Here is a 16301-nt window from a genome sequence, read left to right as displayed (position 1 = left end):
CACAAATGGCCTTCGGGCGCCGCGCAGGCAAGAGCCTGCACAGGCGGTCAGGCCTAGTTGCCCGACTGCCAGTCGATGCGCACCACGTCCATGCCGTCGGCGAGCAGCGCCCGGTGCACATTGTCTGCATGGGCGCGGTCGCGGGTCTCGACCGTCACGTCGAGCCGCGCGCCCTTGGCGTGTACATCGAGGAAATGGCGCTTGTGCTCCACTTCCAGAATGTTGGCGCCGAGCTTGCCGAGCAGCGTCGAGATGATGCCGAGCTCGCCCGGCCGGTCGAGCATGGAGAAGCGGAAGGAGACGATGCGCTCCTCGCGCTCAAGCTCCCGCAGCATGATCGAGGCGACGGTGCGCGGATCGATGTTGCCGCCGGAGACCACGAGACCGACATTGCGGCCGCGATAGCGTTCCGGCTCGGCCAGCAGCGCCGCGAGGCCGCCGGCGCCGGCGCCCTCGGCCAGGGTCTTCTGCTGGGTGAGGAACAGGTTCACCGCCCGCTCGAAGGTCGGCTCGTCCACCAGCACCACGTCCGACACCAGGGCCGAGACGATCTCGCGGGTGAGCGCGCCGACATTCTTCACCGCAATGCCCTCGGCGAGCGTGGTGCCCTCGCAGGGCAGGCTCTGCTGGTGCAGCGCGTTCCACATCGACGGGTAGAGCGTGGTCTCGACGCCGATCAACTCGATGTCGGGGCGGACATGGCGGGCGGCCACCGCCATGCCGGAGATCAGCCCGCCGCCGCCGATCGGCACCAGCAGGACATCGAGATCCGGCGCGTCCTCCAGCATCTCGGCGGCGATGGAGCCCTGGCCGGCGATGACGTGGCGATCGTCATAGGGATGCACCCAGACGAGGTTCTCGGCGCGGGCGAGGCGATCGGCCTCCTCGCTGGCATCGGCCACCGTCTCGCCATGCAGCACCACGCGGGCGCCATGCGCCTCGGTGGCGGCGACCTTCACGATCGGCGTGAACTTCGGCATGACGATGGTGGCGCGGATGCCGAGACGGGCGGCGTGATAGGCGACCGCCTGCGCATGGTTGCCGGCCGACATGGCGACCACGCCATGCGCGCGCTCCTCGGCGCTGAGGCTGGCGAGCTTCACCAGCGCACCCCGTTCCTTGAAGCTCGCGGTGACCTGCAGGTTCTCGTACTTGACGAAGACGTGCGCCCCCGTAATCGCCGACAGGCGCGGCGCCGGCAGCGTGGGCGTGCGCAGCACCGCGCCGGTCAGCACATGGCGAGCTGCGGCGATATCGGCGGGAGATACGGGTAAGGTCATGAAACCACTCAGATTTCGCGCGGCCGTGGGGCCGCATTGTTGAGAAGCCCGCCCGGCCTCAAGACAAGAAAGGCGACCAGAAGGGCATAGATGACGAGATCGCGATACACGATATCGAAGCTCGCCGACCACACGATTTCGACGCCGGCGACGATGACGGCGCCGAGAAAGGCGCCCGGCACAGAGCCAATGCCCCCGATAATGGCCGAAATCAAGGCTTTGAGCGTGATGGCCAAGCCTTCACCCGGTTGAACCGTACCATAGGCGATCACGCTGACCGCGCCGGCAAGCCCTGCGGCGGCCCCGGCAATGAGGAAGGTGCCGTCGCGCAGGGCGGGAACCCGAACACCGAGAAGCGCCGCCATCAGCGGATCGTCGGCATGGGCGCGCCAGGCGCGGCCGAAACGGGTGAATTCCATCAGGCCCAGCACAGTGGAGGCGCCGGTCAGGCTCATGCCGGCGGCGAGCATCTGCGCGGCCGTCACCGTTGCGACGAAGCCGGTTTCGCCGGCGAGCGGGACGGGAATGTTGAGCAGCGGCGGCAGCCAGTTCAGCCGGTCCGGCGCGGTGATGCGCGCCGCCTCAGCCAGCACGATGGCGACGGCGACGGTGCCGATCAGCACCGTTTGTGGCGAGGTCGTCGAGGTGGCGAGCGGCACGACGACCTGGCGACCTACCAGCCAACTGATTGACATTGCAAACAGAATCCCGATGGCCACCGCAAGCCCCAGCGTGCCGGGGCCGAGCCGTCCGGCCAGGCTTTCGAGACCAACCGCGATGAGCAGATAGACGCCGCCGGCGACGGCGATTTCCCCGAAGGCGAGATTGATGCGGCCCAGCAGCCCGTGCACCAGGGCGAAACCGGTGGCGACCAGGCCGTAAATGCCGGCCAGGGTGGTGCCGTTTATCGCCTGCTGCAGCCAGTAGGCCTGCCGCTTCGATAGGCTCAGCCAGGCGGCCGGTGGTGCGCGGGACGGCGCTGCGGTCAGCCACCAGCGCTTGATTATGTAGAGTTTCACGTCACTTAGCGGGCCGCGATCCGTGTCGAGCGCGGTCAGCGTCGCGCGGGCGGCACCGGTCTGCCCGGCGAAGGAACAGATGACCCAGTGCGGCACCGCGCGCGAGCCGAGGCGCGCCCTATAGGTCAATCTGAGCGCGTCCGCGCCGGGAACCGGGGCGAGCGACACCTCGTCGATGACCACGTCATCGTCATACAGGGCGGGGACGATATCGCGGCAGATGCGTGCCTGATCGGCGTCGATCACCGAGCCGCAGCCCGCCAGCAGCAGGCCGAGGCAGAGGACGGTGAGGTGGACGATGAGGCGCATGGACCGGCGATTTCAACCAAGGCGCTGGTCCGGCGCCGGTCCGGCGTGGATCAGGCCTCGCGGGCGAGCTTCTCGGCGACGCGAGGGGCGAAATAGGTGAGCACGCCGTCGGCGCCGGCGCGCTTGAAGGCCATCAGGCTCTCCATCATCGCCTTCTCGCCGTCGAGCCAGCCATTGCGCGCCGCCGCCTCGATCATCGCGTATTCGCCGGACACCTGATAGGCGAAGGTCGGCAAGCCGAACGTGTCCTTCAGCCGCCAGACGATGTCGAGATAGGGCAGGCCCGGCTTCACCATCAGCATGTCCGCGCCTTCCTCGATGTCGAGGGCGGCCTCGCGCAGCGCTTCGGTGCCGTTGGCGGGATCCATCTGGTAGGTGCGCTTGTCGCCCTTGAGGCAGCCGGTCGAGCCGACCGCGTCGCGGAAGGGACCGTAGAAGGCCGAGGCATATTTGGCGCTGTAGGCGAGGATCTGCGCGTCGAGATGGCCCTCGGCGTCCAGCGCCCGGCGGATGGCGCCGACCCGGCCGTCCATCATGTCCGACGGCGCGATGACGTCGGCGCCGGCATCGGCCTGCACCAGCGACTGCTCGATCAGCACCGCAATGGTCTCGTCGTTGAGGATGCGGCCATCCGGCGACAGCAGGCCGTCATGGCCGTGGCTGGTATAGGGGTCGAGCGCCACGTCGGTGATGAGGCCGATCTCCGGCACCGCGTCCTTGATGGCGCGCAGCGCGCGGCACACCAGATTGTCGCGGTTCAGCGCCTCGCGCCCGTCGACGGTGCGCAGCGCGGGATCGGTGTAGGGAAACAGCGCCAGCGCGGGAATGCCGAGCTTCGCCGCGTGCTCGGCTTCGCGCACCGCCTGGTCGACCGACAGCCGCTCGACGCCGGGCATGGAGGAGACCGGGGTGCGGGCCTCCGAACCGTCCATGACGAAGATCGGCCAGATGAGGTCGGCGACGGTCAGCGTGTTCTCGCGCGTCAGCCGACGGGTCCAGTCCGCCTTGCGGTTGCGGCGTGGGCGATGGGTGAGGTCGAGGCGGGTGGCAGCGTCGGTGCGGCCCATCGGGTCGAGATTTACCGGGCGCGGGCGGGCGAAAGGAATGGGCATGGCGCACTCTTCGAAGCCAGTTTCGAACACTTATAACGTCATAAAAGCTTTGAGGCGACATATTCACCCGGACGATTGCGTAATCGCGCGAAATATGTCGCAGGTCACGTTGACGCGCCCCCCGGCGGCGCGCGGCTGGGAGAGCAGGCATGATCAATGAGCCCATCGGTATCCGCTTCGAGGTCGCGGGTACCGCCGGAATCATCACGCTGGACCGTCCGAAGGCGCTGAACGCCCTCGATCACAAGATGGTGTGCGCGATGCGGGCGACGCTCGACACCTGGGCCGATGATTCGGCGGTGTCGGTGGTGGTGCTGCGCTCGGCGCATGAGCGGGCCTTCTGCGTCGGCGGCGACGTGCGGGCGATGTACGATCTCGGGCGCGCGGGGCGGGTAGAGGAGGCGCGCCGGTTCTGGCGCGACGAATACCCGCTCAACCATCTGATCTCGCGCTATCCCAAACCGTTCGTCGCGCTGGTCGGCGGGCTGTGCTTCGGTGGCGGCTTCGGCATTTCCGGCCATGCCCGCTACCGCGTCGCCGGGGAAGGTCTGGGCTTCGCCATGCCGGAAGTGGCGATCGGGCTGTTTCCCGATGTCGGCGGCACCTATGTGCTGCCGCGCCTGCCGGGCTGGAGCGGCACCTGGCTCGCCATGACCGGCGCGCGCATCGGCATGGCCGACGCCATGGCGCTCGGCCTCTACACCCATCACGTGCCGGCGGAGCGCTGGCCGGACCTCGTCGCCGCGCTCGCCGCCGGCGATGCGGTGGAGCCGCTGCTGGCGCGGTTTTCCGTGGTGCCGCCACCGCCGCCGCTCGGCCCGCTGTTTCCCACCATCGACCGTGTGTTCGCCGGCGGCAGCGTGGCGGCGGTGATGGCGGCGCTCGACCATGCCGCTACGCTGGAGGGCGTGGAGGGCGAATTCGCCGCCAAGCAGGCGGAGACGATCCGCCGGGCCTCGCCGACCAGCGTGCACATCGCCTTCGCGCAGATGCAGCGCGGCCTCGCCCACGATCTCGCCGGCTGCCTGACGCTGGAGTTCCGCATGGTGACGCGGCTGCTCTCCCAGCACGACTTTTATGAAGGGGTGCGGGCGGTGCTGGTGGACAAGGACCAGGCACCGCGCTGGCAGCCCGCGACCCTCGACGAGGTCGACCCCGCCGCCGTCGCGGCGATGTTCGACGAGCCTCTCCCCGACGATTTGCTGCTGACGTGACGCGAATTTCCGCTATTGAGGCAGAATGAGCACACTCTACGACCCGATCGACGCCACCCTCGGCCCCGCCGGCGCCGCCATGCCGCCCTGGCAGCGGCGGGTGCTGCTCTATCTGCGCGGGCTGGCCGGGCTCCTGCTGATCAAGACCGTGTACAGCTGGACGCTGATCTGCGGGGTCTGGGACGGCGAGACCAGCCGCTTCGAGATGCTGTCGCTGGCCGCCCAATCGGCGGTGATCTGGGCGGCGATCATGAATCCGGTGGCGGCGGTGGGGCTGTGGCTGGGCGCCGCCTGGGGCGTGGTGCTGTGGCTGGTCACCGCCATGGTGCAGATCCTGATCAACGTCTCGGCACCGGAGGGCGTCGGCCGGCTGGTCATCGTCGCCGCCGTCGAGACCGTGCTGGTGGCGGTCTATGCCTGGCTCACCTACAAGGCCGGCCGCGAGGCGGAACGCTGAGGCTTAACCCTTTGTAAGCCATAGACGTTTGGATTCGATTCAGCCTTCCGCTTAAACGGGCTTTCAGACGCACCCCGGAATATGGAACGACAGAGGGAGAAGTCCCCAAGGGGAAGAATCCCCATGACGTCGAGCCGGGGTGTCGAGATGAGAAGCGCTGCGCGGGCCCTGACGCCCGTACCCGACGAAGTGCCGCAGGACCCGATCACGCCGCTCTATCATGAGGCGATGACGCTGGTTGAGCGGCTGCATCGCCGTCTGCTCGACGTGGTGAAGGACGAGTTCGACCGGCGCGGTCGCGACGACGTCAACCCGGTGCAGGCGCTGCTCTTGTTCAACATCGGCGATTCCGAGCTGACCGCCGGCGAGTTGCGCACGCGCGGCTATTATCTCGGCGCCAACGTCTCCTACAATCTGAAGAAGCTCGTCGAGACCGGCTATCTCGACCACCAGCGCTCCCGCGTCGATCGCCGGGCGGTGCGCATCAGCCTGACCCGCAAGGGCGAGGAGGTGCGCGACATCGTGGCCTCGCTCTACGCCAAGCACATCGCCACCATCGAGCAGATCGGCGGCATCGGATCGCAGGACTTCCAGGTGATCAACAAGGCGCTGCAGCGGCTGGAGCGCTTCTGGACCGACCAGATCCTCTATCGCCTCTGAATCGCCTCTGACTGGCGGCGGTTTCCGGGGCGATCAGCCCGGGCGGCCGGCATTGAGGCCGGCTGCGGGGCGAACCGCGACGGGCGGCCGGCTTTACGCGACGGCCGGGGAGGCGGGCGCCCCGGCGTCGGCGCTCACGAATCCTCCAGCTCGGCCGGCGCCGCCTCGGCGTCCACCCCCGCCGGGCCCTTCTCCAGCATCGCCTCGAAGATCCCGAACAGCGCGTCGCTGATGCGGTCGCTGTTCACGTACTGCGCCCGGCGCATGTAGGAGCCGATCAGCTGGCGATAGCCTTCGGCGTCCAGCTTGAAGCTGAGCCGGATCGCCGTCTTCAGGCTCATATGGTTCGACTGATAGAAGTACCGGTGCCCCGATGGCGGCAGCACCTCTCGGTAATAGGCGGTGTCCGGCGCGACGATGATCGCCCCGCCCTGAAGCGCCAGATGCGCGATGCCGGAATTCAGCGTGTCGTCATCGGTCAGCACGATGCAGCGCGCCTTGTCGAACAGCTCGGCCAGCGCCTCGTCGGGAATGCGGTCGGACAGGATGGACAGCTTCTTGTCCGCCGCCGCGGCCTTGCGCAGATAGGCGATGTAGTCGGCATCGTCCGACTGGCCGGCGATGGTCATCGGTATCTTCGGCGCGTGCAGCTCGTGAAAGCGGATGAACCATTCGAGGTTCTTGTACGGCAGCAGGCGCCCGAAGATGAGGATGGACTTGCGCTCCGCTTCCAGCGCCGGCCGCAGCGCGTAGGCCGAGAGATAAGAGGGGTGCGGCAGGTAGTAGTTCTTGGCCGGATCGAGGCCGGGGCAGGCGTGCTCCAGATAGCGCAGCGACTCGACGTTCTGGTGCAGGATGACGTCGGCGAGCCCCGCCAGCTTCTGCCGCATCAGGGTGAGATGATGGGTGAACAGGTCGCTGTGGGGATGGGCGTTGTGGATCAGCCAGGCGATGCGGCCGCCGGCCTCCTTGTATTTGCGCAGATCGCGCAGATAGCGCGTGGCCTGCGCGCGCACCGAGAAGGCGGAGGTCGCGCCGTTGAACAGCTGCTCTTCCCAATTGACGAAGACGATCCCGGGGGTGGGATCTTCGTTGATGGAAGAAATCTTCTTGTTGCTGATCCGCGACATGGAGACATGCGCCGGACAGCGGGAGAGAAGCAGGTCCATGTAAGGATTGGCCTGGCTCGATCCTGTGACCGTGACGTGAGTCATGCGCGAATTATCTGTCCGTTTGGCGGTAGATCTCCGACGCTGACGCAGCGTCGTGCGAAAGGGCAGGGCGCCGGTCCGTCCGGAATCCTTACGCAGAAGCCGATGGCGTGCAAGCGGCAAGGCTTGCGAGGGTGCAGCTTGCGAGGGTGCAGCTTGCGGAGATCGGGGTTTTCGAAGGGGAGGTGAGCGGGGCTCCAGATACGAGAGGACCCGCTCCGGTGGCCGGAGCGGGTCCCATTCGTGGGGGAGCGGAGGATCAGGCCGCGGCGGCGGCCTGCTCGGCAGGAGCCACGGCTTCGCGGGCCGCGGCTTCCTCGGCCTTGGCTTCGTGAGCCTTGATCTCGCGAGCCCTGGCCTCCTGGGCCGCCAGCTTGCTGGCGCGGGCGGCGATCTTCTCGCGGATCGGGCGAATACGCTTCTCGTCGCGCAGCGCCTCGAAGCCGGGGCGATCCGCCTTGCGGCGCTGGCAGTCCTCGGGACGCAGCGTGGTTACGTCGACATTCTGGAAGAAGTCGCGATTGCCACCGTCGGCCCAGGATTCCGAATACACGCCATGGGCGCGCACCACGTCGAACTGGTCGAGTTCGACGTGCCAGTAGGAGACCGAACGGGTGTTCAGTTCCTGCACGATGGTGCTGCCGTTGACGAGGTCATTGGCGCGCACCAGCTTGCCGCCGACGAACAGATGGTGCCAGGGGGACACCACGAGGTCGCTGGACGGCACGTTGTCGGCGAGCGCTCCCGCACGAATGCGGACCGGGCAGATGCGCAGCTTCTGGTCGGGGGTGCGCAGCCAGGCGGGGCTGTAGTCGCGCCAGCCGACCCACTTCACCTCGCGCAGGCCGGAACGGCCGATCACCTTGTCGCCCGCCTTCAGCGTCTCGACCGCCACCGGGCCTTCCGGCGTGTCGATCAGCGTGCCGCGGGTGAAGCAGACCGGCATGACGAAGTCGCCGGAGCCGTTGATGAAGGCGGTCACGCCGCCATTCGCCAGGATGTAGTCGTAGTCCGACTGGCTCATCGCGATGTTGTAGCGGACGAGATCGGCATCCCCGAAGTCGGCGTCAGAGAAGACGAGGGAGAGGGTGCCGGAGCTGTAGGCGAAGCCGGTCAGGGGCTGCTCGGTCGCGCCGACCACGTCGCCGGTGCTGAAGCCGCTGACGTTGAAGGTTATCGAGCTGCCGAGCAGCGTGTTGTCGTTGTAGATGAACGAGCCGCCACCGTCGGAGAAGACGAGGCTGGGGTTCCCACCCAGCGAAAGCGCCACCGTGCCGGACGCCAGGGTCATGGCGGAGTCGCCGCTCACGCCATAGGTGAAGGTCGACAGAGCGTTCACGCCGATAGTCGGGTTGTTGATCGTAACAACGGCACCGTTGACGGCATCGATGGTCACGTTCGCAGCGGCCTGTGCGCCGATCAGTCCGTAATTGACCGTAGTAGAGACGCCATCGATCGTCAGCGTGTGATTGCCGAGAGCGACGATGCTGATCGTATCACCTGTATTAAAGTTGCTGGAATCAATCGTTTCGTCCGAACTTCCGAGATCGACGTTGATAACCGCCATTGCGTAGCCCCCATAATGATGTGCGGAAGTGGTTGTTTTGATAATAAATGGCGCAGAAATATCCATTGCGCATCAAGTAATGCGCCATAAATACTTGGCCATATTATCTTTTACTAATGATGCACAAAAAAATAAGGCGGACAACAGTATTATAATACACAATAATTCAATGAAAATTGGGCAAGTGGGTGCATTCCTCCGAGATTAGGAGGTGTTGGCTGGTGCGGATCTTAGCTTTCGAAATTTATACGAAGATAGACTCTGGAACCGAAACTCTTGCGGATTCCGTAAGGGGAGTCAATCGCCCCATTCGCAAGTGAGCTTGGGCGTGTCTGGACAATTCGAGTCAAGGCACTGAACTAACGTTATAAAATATGCCAGGCGCTCATATCGAACTTTCGCTTTATCTTCGCTTGAAACTTTTTGTATCCGTAGGAGTTTCGGATTTGTCGAAAATGCTCATTGCGAGTTGGCATTTGAGAGGAAAATTTTCGGCATCCATCGGAAGAGTCTGACTCTTTTCGCGTTCATGTCAGGTGAGTTGACCTATCAGATCGATTTTTATGCTTGGTGTTGTCTTGTGAGTTGTTGTTATCGGTTGATAAATTAACGGCGGACGGCACGCAGGTGAAGGTCCTGTGGTGCTGGGGTATGTGATTGGCGCGGCCAGTTGTCGTCGACGCGACATTTTTCGAGCCGCAACCTGCCGAAGGATCGTCCGGGCGGGTCAGCGCGGTGCCGCTGCCGACGAAATGTCGCGGATCGGCGACCGCTCGTGCCGGCGCCGCCGCGCGCGCATGTCAGGCTTTCGGGTGAGGGGGCGGGGCGCGTGTTCGCACGCGGCGGGGCCTCGCCGCCATGTCGAGGAAAGGGGAGCCCAGGAGTGGAGCGCGCGGGGAAGGCGGCTCAGACGGCGGCGGGCTTCGGTCGCCGCGGGCCGTGCCAGGCGGCGAGGCGGGCGCGGGCTTCGCCGCGGGTCCGACCCTCGCCGCTGTCGGCATCGCGCCCCTCGCCGGGGGCCGCGTGCGGCAGGGCGATCACCGCCCGCAGGCCGGTGCCGGTATTGGCCAGCGTCACGTCGCCGCCGTGGTGGCGCACGATGTTGCGGGCGATGGACAGGCCGAGGCCGATGCCGCCGGTTTCGCGGTTGCGCGAATTTTCCAGCCGGAAGAACGGGGCGAACACCCGCTCCATCGTATCGGCGGGAATACCGGGGCCGTCATCCTCCACCACGATCTCGATGCCCGCCGGCCGCGCATGCACGGCGACGCGCGCCGGCTCGCCGTAGCGCACTGCGTTCTCGACGAGATTGCGGACGGCGCGGCGCAGCGCGTCGGCCCGGCAGCGATAGCCGATGCGCGGCGCCTCGGCGAAATTCACCTCATGGCCGATCTCGACGAGATCGTCGCACAGGCTTTCCACCAGCGCGGTGAGATCGACATTGCGGGTCGGCTCTTCGGCCGCCTGCTCGCGCGAGAAGGCGAGCGTCGCCTCGGTCATGGCGCGCAGTTCGTCCAGCGTCGCCAGCATCCGCTCGCGGGTCTCGTCGTCGGCGACGAACTCGGTGCGCAGCCGCAGCGAGGTGATCGGCGTGCGCAGATCGTGGCCGATCGCCGCCAGCATGCGGGTGCGGTCCTCGACGAAGCGCTGGAGGCGCGCCTGCATCAGGTTGAAGGCGATCGCCGCCTGACGGATGTCGTCCGGGCCGTTCTCCGGCAGCGGCTCGACGCTCTCGCCGCGTCCCAGCGCTTCCGCCGCCACCGCCAGCCGGCGCATCGGGCGCGTCATCCAGCGGGCGATGAAGGCGGCGCTGATCGACAGCACCAGCGCGGTGACGCCCAGCGACAGCAGCGATTGCGAGGTCCAGATGCTGTTGACGATCTTCTTGCCGAAGGCGCTGCACAGCCAGGAACCGTCCTGCAGCCGCACGGTCAGGCCCATGCCGTTGGCGTCGTCGAGAGCGAGGAACTTGGCCGGCCGCGACAGAGGCCAGGCATAGGCGGGCATGTCCACCCAGGCCGGGCTGTCGAGCGCCTGCGCCTCGGCGGCGCCCGCCTGGGTGGAGATGCCCGCGACCGATATTTCGTCATCCGCCGCCGCCCGCGCATGGCCGGGGGCGGCGAGGGTGGCCACCGTCGGCAGCGGCTCGGCCAGCCGGTGCCGCGCGTCCTCCCGCCAGGCGGCAGCATCGGCCGGAAAGCCGGGCGTCACCCAGAAGCGCGAATAGCCGGTGCCGCTGGCGCGCAAAATATCCGCCCGGAGCTCCGGCGGTGTCGATTCCAGCAGCTGGGCGACCGAGGCGGAGCGGCTGAGGAACTCGGCCTTGGCGGCCTTGCCGAGCGCCTGGCCGCGCTCGTCCATGGACAGCAAGAAGCTCACGCCCTGCGAGAAGGCGAGCGCCAGCAGCATGATGGCGACGAAGCGCGCGGTGAGGCTGCGGCTCCATATGCCGATCATCGCGCCACCACCTCGGCGGAAAAGCTGTAGCCGCCGCCCCAATGGGTCTTGATCAGCGCCGGCGATTTCGGATCGCTCTCGATCTTCTTGCGCAGCCGGCTGACGCGGTTGTCGATGGCCCGGTCGAACGGCTCGGCATTGCGCCCGACCACGAGGTCGAGCAGCTGGTCGCGGCTGAGCACCAGGCCGGCATGGTCGAGGAAGACGCTGAGCAACCGGAACTCGGCGGTGGAGAGCGGCACGCTGAGGCCGTCCTGGTCGACGAGCTCGCGGCGCCCGACATTGAGCAGCCAGCGGTCGAAGCGCACTTCCCGGGCCTGGATCTGCGCCCGCTGCGGCGGCAGGCTCTGCACCCGGCGCAGCACCGCCTTGATGCGGGCCAGCAATTCGCGTGGGTTGAACGGCTTGGTGAGATAGTCGTCGGCGCCGAGCTCCAGTCCGACGATGCGGTCGGTCTCCTCCGCCATCGCGGTCAGCATGATCACCGGCAGCTGGGTGGTCTCGCGCAGGAAGCGGCAGAGCGACAGGCCGTCCTCGCCGGGCATCATGATGTCGAGCACCACGAGGTCGATGGCGTTGCGCTCGACGAGACGCCGCAGCGCCACCGCGTTCTCGGCGAGGCTCACGCGGTAGTCGTGCTTCTGCAGATATTTGCCGACCAGATCGCGGATATCGCGATTGTCGTCGACGACGGCAATGTGCGGTGTCGCTTCCATAAGCTGGCCCTTTGCCGTTCCCAATATAGGGAGAATCCACGGGCCGGCCGAAAAAATTGTCGCAGAATGTCGCCGATGCCGAGCACGTGATGGCTTGCGACAATTCCCTCCAGCGGGCGGCGCTCCCGGCCGCCGGCGCCGCGAACGCCACCCGGAAGGCGGGTCCGCGGCGCCTCGGTCAGCGGTCGCCGCGGGCGTTCCGCTCGATGGTGCGGGCGATGTAGGGCTCGACGCCGACGGTGGAGGGGATCTTGCTGTAGCGGTAAGGCTGGGCGCCGGCCGGATGGGCGGGAGGGGCCTGTTCGCCGCGCCGGGCCTGGGGGGCGCTGCGCGGCGCCTCGGCGTCGCTGGGGTGGCTCGGCTCGGCGCTTGCCGGCGCGAGCGCGGCGGCGGTGAGCAGAAGAGCCAGGAGGGTGCGGGAAGTATAAAGTCGCATGTGCCATTCCTTCGGGTTGCTTGGATGAAGCAACCGGCTTCAGGGAAACAATTGTTCGGCGACGAACCGTATCGTGATCGTCTGATGGCCAAGATGAATGCGCCCTGTCGCACGGATTTGGCAACATGTGCCGGCGATGTATCGGTGAGCGCCGAAAGTGTAGGCTTGTGGGCTCCGGATACATTTGCCGTTGCTGGTCGATATGTGCGGAATTCCGCAGGCCGTTCGACATGACGAAACGCGCCGGCGGTGGGGGCCGCCGGCGCGTTTCGTGCGTCGCTCGTCGCTGGGGTGGGGGCGGATGGCGGGCTAGGAGTGCGCGTATTCCTCCAGCAGCACGTCGAGGAAGGCGGCGGGCAGTTCGCCGCGGCAGTACAGCCGGGCGCGCGAGGAGGCCTCCGGCGTCGTCACCTGATAGGTCGGCGGCTCGTCGGGCCGCCAGTCGTCATACAGCCCCCACGCTTCGTCCTCCTGCCAGTCGTCGGCGGCCTGCCGGCTGACGATCGGCGGGTCGGCGGCACGCAGGGCGAGCGGGTCGATGTCGGTCCCGGCATCGCCGAATACGACCATGCCGAGCAGGACGGCGGCGGTGAGCAGGAAGCCGGCGCCGATGTCGCGCCAGCGCGGGGAGGGGCGTTCGGGATGGTCGATCATGTGAACCTCCGTTCCATGGGAATAGTCGTGCGGGGCCGCGCGCGGCGGCCTCAGACGTGTTCGTTCGCCGGCATCAGGACGCCGGATCGCCGGGGCAGGGCGCGGCAGATGGCGTAGAACGCCGGGGTGAAGAGCAGGCCGAACAGCGTCACCCCGAGCATGCCGGCGAAGACGGTCACCCCGAGCGACTGGCGCAGCTCGGCGCCGGCGCCCTCGGCCAGCACCAGCGGCACCACGCCGAGGATGAAGGCGAGCGAGGTCATCAGGATCGGCCGCAGCCGCACCCGCGCCGCGTCCACCGCCGCCTCGGCCGGGCTCCGGCCCTCCTCCTCGCGCTGGCGCGCGAACTCCACCACCAGGATGGCGTTCTTGGCGGCGAGGCCGATCAGCACCACGAAGCCGATCTGCGCGAGGATGTTGATGTCCATGGCGGCGATCAGCAGCCCGCTCACCGCCGCGAGCAGGCATAATGGCACGATGAGCATGACAGAAAGTGGCAGCATCCAGCTCTCGTACTGCGCCGCCAGCAGCAGGAACACGAAGACGATGGAGGCGGCGAAGACGATCAGCCCGGAGCTGCCGGCGAGCCGCTCCTGCAGGGCGAGCTCGGTCCATTCGAAGCTGTAGCCCTCGGGGAGGACCTGCCGGGCGATCTCTTCCATGCGGTCGAGCGCGGCGCCGGTCGAGGTGCCCGGCGCGGCCGCCCCCTGCACCTCACCGGCCATGGCGAGGTTGTAGCGCGGCATGCGGTAGGGGCCGGTGCGCTCTTCGAAATTCGCCACCGAACTCAGTGGCACCATGGCGCCGCTCTCGCTGCGGGTCTTGAAATTGGCCATGGTGGCGGGATCCTGCCGGAAGGCGCCGTCGGCCTGCGCGCGCACCTGGAAGGTGCGGCCGAGGAAATTGAAGTCGTTGACATAGGCGGAGCCGAGATAGACCTCCAGCGCCTCGAACACCCGGCTCGAGGGCACGCCGAGCATTTCCGCCTTCACCCGGTCGATATCGGCATAGAGCTTCGGGGTGGCGGTGTTGAACGGGGTGAAGACACGCACCAGCCCGGGATGGCGGGCGGCTTCCGTCACCACGGCGCGCAGCGCGGCTTCGAGATCGGCCGGCGTGCCGCCGGTACGGTCCTGCACCATCATCTTGAAGCCGCCGGCATTGCCCATGCCGCGGACCGAGGGCGGCTTGATCGGAATGAGCCGGGCGGCGTCGAGATCGGCGGTCCGGCGCGGCATCGCCGCCATCACGGTGTCGACGTCGAGGTCGCGCGCCGCCCGCTCGGCGAAGGTATCGAGGATGACGAAGGCGACGCCGCCGGCGGAATTGCTGGTGAAGGTGGCGCCGTCGATGCCGGCGATGGCGACGACATGGGCGACGCCGTCCATCTCCATCAGCCTCTCGGCGAGCTGCCGCATGGCGGTCTCGGTGCGCGGCAGCGCCGAACCAGGTGGTAGCTGCACCGAGGTGATGAAATAGCCCTGGTCCATCTCCGGGATGAAGCCGCGCGGCGCCCGTTCGAGCTGCCAGCCGGTGAGGGCGATGAGCCCGGCATAGGGGATGAGCGCGAGCGCGCCGAGCCGCAGCACCCGCCGAGTCAGCCCGCCATAGCCGGAAGAAAGCCGGTCGAAGCCGGCATTGAAGGCCGAGAAGGCGCGCGCCAGCCAGCCGAGCGGCCCCCGGCGGGGCGCATGCGTGTGGTGCGGCTTCAGCAGCAGCGCGCCGAGGGCGGGGCTCAGCGTGAGCGAGACGAAGGCGGAGATGATCGTCGAGGCGGCGATGGTCACGGCGAACTGGCGGAAGAACTGGCCGGAAATGCCGGGGATCAGCGCGGCGGGAATGAACACCGCCGACAGCACCAGCGCGATGGCGACCAGCGCGCCGGAAATCTCGTCCATCGAGCGATGCGCGGCGTCGCGCGGCGACAGGCCGGCGCGCAGATGCCGCTCGATATTCTCCACCACCACGATGGCGTCGTCGACCACGATGCCGATGGCCAGCACCAGCCCGAGCAGCGACAGATTGTTGAGCGAGTAGCCGAGCGCCGCCATCACCGCGAAGGTGCCGATCAGCGAGATCGGGATGGCGAGGATGGGGATGATCGCGGCGCGCCAGCTCTGCAGGAACAGGATGACCACCGCGACGACGAGGATGATCGCCTCGCCGAGGGTCTTGTAGACCTCGTTCACCGACTCCGCGATGAACAGCGTCGGGTTGAACGGGATGTCGTAGGCGACGCCGGCCGGCAGCCGCTCGCCGAGCCGCCGCATCTCCGCCGCGACCCGCTCGGAGGTCTCCAGCGCGTTGGAGCCCGGCTGCTGGAAGATCTGGATCGGCTGCGAGGGGCGGCCGTCGAAATTGGCCCCGGCGCGGTAGCTCTGCGCGGTCAGCTCGACGCGGGCGATGTCGCGCACGCGGGTGACGCGGCCATCGGCGTCGGTGCGCACGATGATGTCCTCGAACTGCGCGGGATCGGAGAGCCGGCCGAGCGTCTCGACATTGAGCTGAAAGGCGCCGTCGGTCGGCACCGGCGGCTGGTTGAGGACGCCGGCGGCGACCTGGACGTTCTGCGCCGCCAGCGCCGCCACCACCTCGCCGGCGGTGAGGCCCCGCGCCGCGACGCGGTCGGGATCGAGCCAGACCACCATGGAATAGTCGCGCGAGGCGGGCAGGCGCACGTCGCCGACGCCCGGTACCCGCAGCAGCACGTCGCGCAGCTGGAGGGTGGCGTAATTGGCGAGATAGAGCGGATCGCGCGAATTGTCCGGCGAATAGAGCTGCACCACTTGCAGGATGTCCGGCGAGGATTTGCGCACGGTGACGCCGAGGCGGCGGACCTCCTCCGGCAGGCGCGGCTCGGCGACGGCGACACGGTTCTGCACCAGCACCTGCGCCTCGTCGACATCGGTGCCGAGCGCGAAGGTGACGGTGATGGAGAGCTGGCCGTCGCCGGTCGCCTGCGAGGACATGTAGAGCATGTTCTCGACGCCGTTGACCTCCTGCTCGATCGGGGTGGCCACCGTGTTGCTGACCACCTCGGCGGACGCGCCGGGATATTGCGCGTTCACCACCACAGTGGGCGGGGCGATCTCCGGGTACTGCGCCAGCGGCAGGGTGACGTAGCCGGCGAGGCCGACCAGCACGACGAGGATCGACAGCACGGTGGCGAAGATCGGCCGGTCGATGCAGAAATGGGCGAGGCGCATCGG

At 67.5% G+C, this 16301-nt stretch carries 13 protein-coding genes; 3 read left to right on the top strand and 10 right to left on the bottom strand.

Annotation, left to right across the window (positions count from 1 at the left end):
• Positions 1-53: 53 nt before the first annotated feature.
• Genes KHC28_RS21110 through hemB form a run of 3 tightly spaced genes read right to left on the bottom strand, consistent with a single transcriptional unit; the run spans position 54 to position 3720 of the window.
• Positions 54-1280 carry a threonine ammonia-lyase gene (locus tag KHC28_RS21110; RefSeq protein ID WP_214010355.1) on the bottom strand — a complete coding sequence of 409 codons (1227 nt, stop codon included), beginning with the start codon at positions 1278-1280 and terminating at the stop codon, positions 54-56.
• A gap of 8 nt (positions 1281-1288) precedes the next feature.
• Complete coding sequence (locus KHC28_RS21105) at positions 1289-2608, bottom strand: branched-chain amino acid ABC transporter permease (RefSeq protein ID WP_214010354.1); 1320 nt, start codon at positions 2606-2608, stop codon at positions 1289-1291.
• A 50-nt stretch (positions 2609-2658) separates the two neighbouring features.
• On the bottom strand, positions 2659-3720 hold the full coding sequence (gene hemB / locus KHC28_RS21100) for a porphobilinogen synthase (protein ID WP_214010353.1): 1062 nt from the start codon (positions 3718-3720) through the stop codon (positions 2659-2661).
• Positions 3721-3869: 149 nt separating this feature from the next.
• Here hemB and KHC28_RS21095 point away from each other — a divergent pair, with 149 nt between their 5' ends.
• The 3 genes from KHC28_RS21095 to ldtR all read left to right on the top strand — a co-directional run bounded on the left by KHC28_RS21095 (position 3870) and on the right by ldtR (position 6051).
• The gene (locus KHC28_RS21095) at positions 3870-4934 is read left to right on the top strand and encodes an enoyl-CoA hydratase/isomerase family protein (protein ID WP_214010352.1); all 1065 of its coding nucleotides are present in this window, start codon (positions 3870-3872) and stop codon (positions 4932-4934) included.
• Between the two features lie 25 nt (positions 4935-4959).
• The gene (locus tag KHC28_RS21090; protein ID WP_214010351.1) at positions 4960-5391 is read left to right on the top strand and encodes a DUF6163 family protein; all 432 of its coding nucleotides are present in this window, start codon (positions 4960-4962) and stop codon (positions 5389-5391) included.
• 147 nt (positions 5392-5538) lie between these two features.
• Complete coding sequence (gene ldtR / locus KHC28_RS21085) at positions 5539-6051, top strand: transcriptional regulator LdtR (protein WP_214010858.1); 513 nt, start codon at positions 5539-5541, stop codon at positions 6049-6051.
• A gap of 134 nt (positions 6052-6185) precedes the next feature.
• On the opposite strand, the gene KHC28_RS21080 is transcribed toward ldtR, so the two are convergent.
• The 7 genes from KHC28_RS21080 to KHC28_RS21050 form a co-directional block, all read right to left on the bottom strand.
• The gene (locus KHC28_RS21080; protein WP_214010350.1) at positions 6186-7220 is read right to left on the bottom strand and encodes a glycosyltransferase family protein; all 1035 of its coding nucleotides are present in this window, start codon (positions 7218-7220) and stop codon (positions 6186-6188) included.
• A 301-nt stretch (positions 7221-7521) separates the two neighbouring features.
• On the bottom strand, positions 7522-8829 hold the full coding sequence (locus KHC28_RS21075) for a Hint domain-containing protein (RefSeq protein ID WP_214010349.1): 1308 nt from the start codon (positions 8827-8829) through the stop codon (positions 7522-7524).
• 906 nt (positions 8830-9735) lie between these two features.
• On the bottom strand, positions 9736-11286 hold the full coding sequence (locus KHC28_RS21070) for an ATP-binding protein (RefSeq protein ID WP_214010348.1): 1551 nt from the start codon (positions 11284-11286) through the stop codon (positions 9736-9738).
• The gene (locus KHC28_RS21065; RefSeq protein WP_214010347.1) at positions 11283-12002 is read right to left on the bottom strand and encodes a response regulator; all 720 of its coding nucleotides are present in this window, start codon (positions 12000-12002) and stop codon (positions 11283-11285) included. The genes KHC28_RS21070 and KHC28_RS21065 overlap by 4 nt, the downstream gene beginning before the upstream one ends.
• Before the next feature lie 178 nt (positions 12003-12180).
• A complete protein-coding gene (locus tag KHC28_RS21060; protein ID WP_214010346.1) occupies positions 12181-12438 on the bottom strand; it encodes a hypothetical protein in 258 nt (85 codons plus the stop codon).
• A gap of 309 nt (positions 12439-12747) precedes the next feature.
• Complete coding sequence (locus tag KHC28_RS21055) at positions 12748-13092, bottom strand: hypothetical protein (RefSeq protein ID WP_214010345.1); 345 nt, start codon at positions 13090-13092, stop codon at positions 12748-12750.
• A 50-nt stretch (positions 13093-13142) separates the two neighbouring features.
• Positions 13143-16298 (bottom strand): efflux RND transporter permease subunit, encoded by a 3156-nt coding sequence (locus KHC28_RS21050; protein WP_214010344.1) that lies wholly within the window; start codon positions 16296-16298, stop codon positions 13143-13145.
• Positions 16299-16301 lie beyond the last annotated feature (3 nt).

Source organism: Ancylobacter sonchi, from assembly GCF_018390695.1.
In the GTDB taxonomy this organism is placed as follows: domain Bacteria; phylum Pseudomonadota; class Alphaproteobacteria; order Rhizobiales; family Xanthobacteraceae; genus Ancylobacter; species Ancylobacter sonchi.
The sequence above is the reverse complement of the archived record's forward strand: the minus strand, read 5'-3'. Positions and strand labels throughout refer to the sequence as shown.

What these genes read in the sequence shown, in the direction of transcription:
- hemB (WP_214010353.1), bottom strand. Translation starts at nt 3,720, where the DNA reads ATGCCCATTCCTTTCGCCCGCCCGCGCCCGGTAAATCTCGACCCGATG.
- KHC28_RS21055 (WP_214010345.1), bottom strand. Translation starts at nt 13,092, where the DNA reads ATGATCGACCATCCCGAACGCCCCTCCCCGCGCTGGCGCGACATCGGC.
- KHC28_RS21090 (WP_214010351.1), top strand. Translation starts at nt 4,960, where the DNA reads ATGAGCACACTCTACGACCCGATCGACGCCACCCTCGGCCCCGCCGGC.
- KHC28_RS21075 (WP_214010349.1), bottom strand. Translation starts at nt 8,829, where the DNA reads ATGGCGGTTATCAACGTCGATCTCGGAAGTTCGGACGAAACGATTGAT.
- KHC28_RS21105 (WP_214010354.1), bottom strand. Translation starts at nt 2,608, where the DNA reads ATGCGCCTCATCGTCCACCTCACCGTCCTCTGCCTCGGCCTGCTGCTG.
- KHC28_RS21065 (WP_214010347.1), bottom strand. Translation starts at nt 12,002, where the DNA reads ATGGAAGCGACACCGCACATTGCCGTCGTCGACGACAATCGCGATATC.
- KHC28_RS21050 (WP_214010344.1), bottom strand. Translation starts at nt 16,298, where the DNA reads ATGCGCCTCGCCCATTTCTGCATCGACCGGCCGATCTTCGCCACCGTG.
- KHC28_RS21060 (WP_214010346.1), bottom strand. Translation starts at nt 12,438, where the DNA reads ATGCGACTTTATACTTCCCGCACCCTCCTGGCTCTTCTGCTCACCGCC.
- KHC28_RS21095 (WP_214010352.1), top strand. Translation starts at nt 3,870, where the DNA reads ATGATCAATGAGCCCATCGGTATCCGCTTCGAGGTCGCGGGTACCGCC.
- KHC28_RS21080 (WP_214010350.1), bottom strand. Translation starts at nt 7,220, where the DNA reads ATGGACCTGCTTCTCTCCCGCTGTCCGGCGCATGTCTCCATGTCGCGG.
- ldtR (WP_214010858.1), top strand. Translation starts at nt 5,539, where the DNA reads ATGAGAAGCGCTGCGCGGGCCCTGACGCCCGTACCCGACGAAGTGCCG.
- KHC28_RS21110 (WP_214010355.1), bottom strand. Translation starts at nt 1,280, where the DNA reads ATGACCTTACCCGTATCTCCCGCCGATATCGCCGCAGCTCGCCATGTG.
- KHC28_RS21070 (WP_214010348.1), bottom strand. Translation starts at nt 11,286, where the DNA reads ATGATCGGCATATGGAGCCGCAGCCTCACCGCGCGCTTCGTCGCCATC.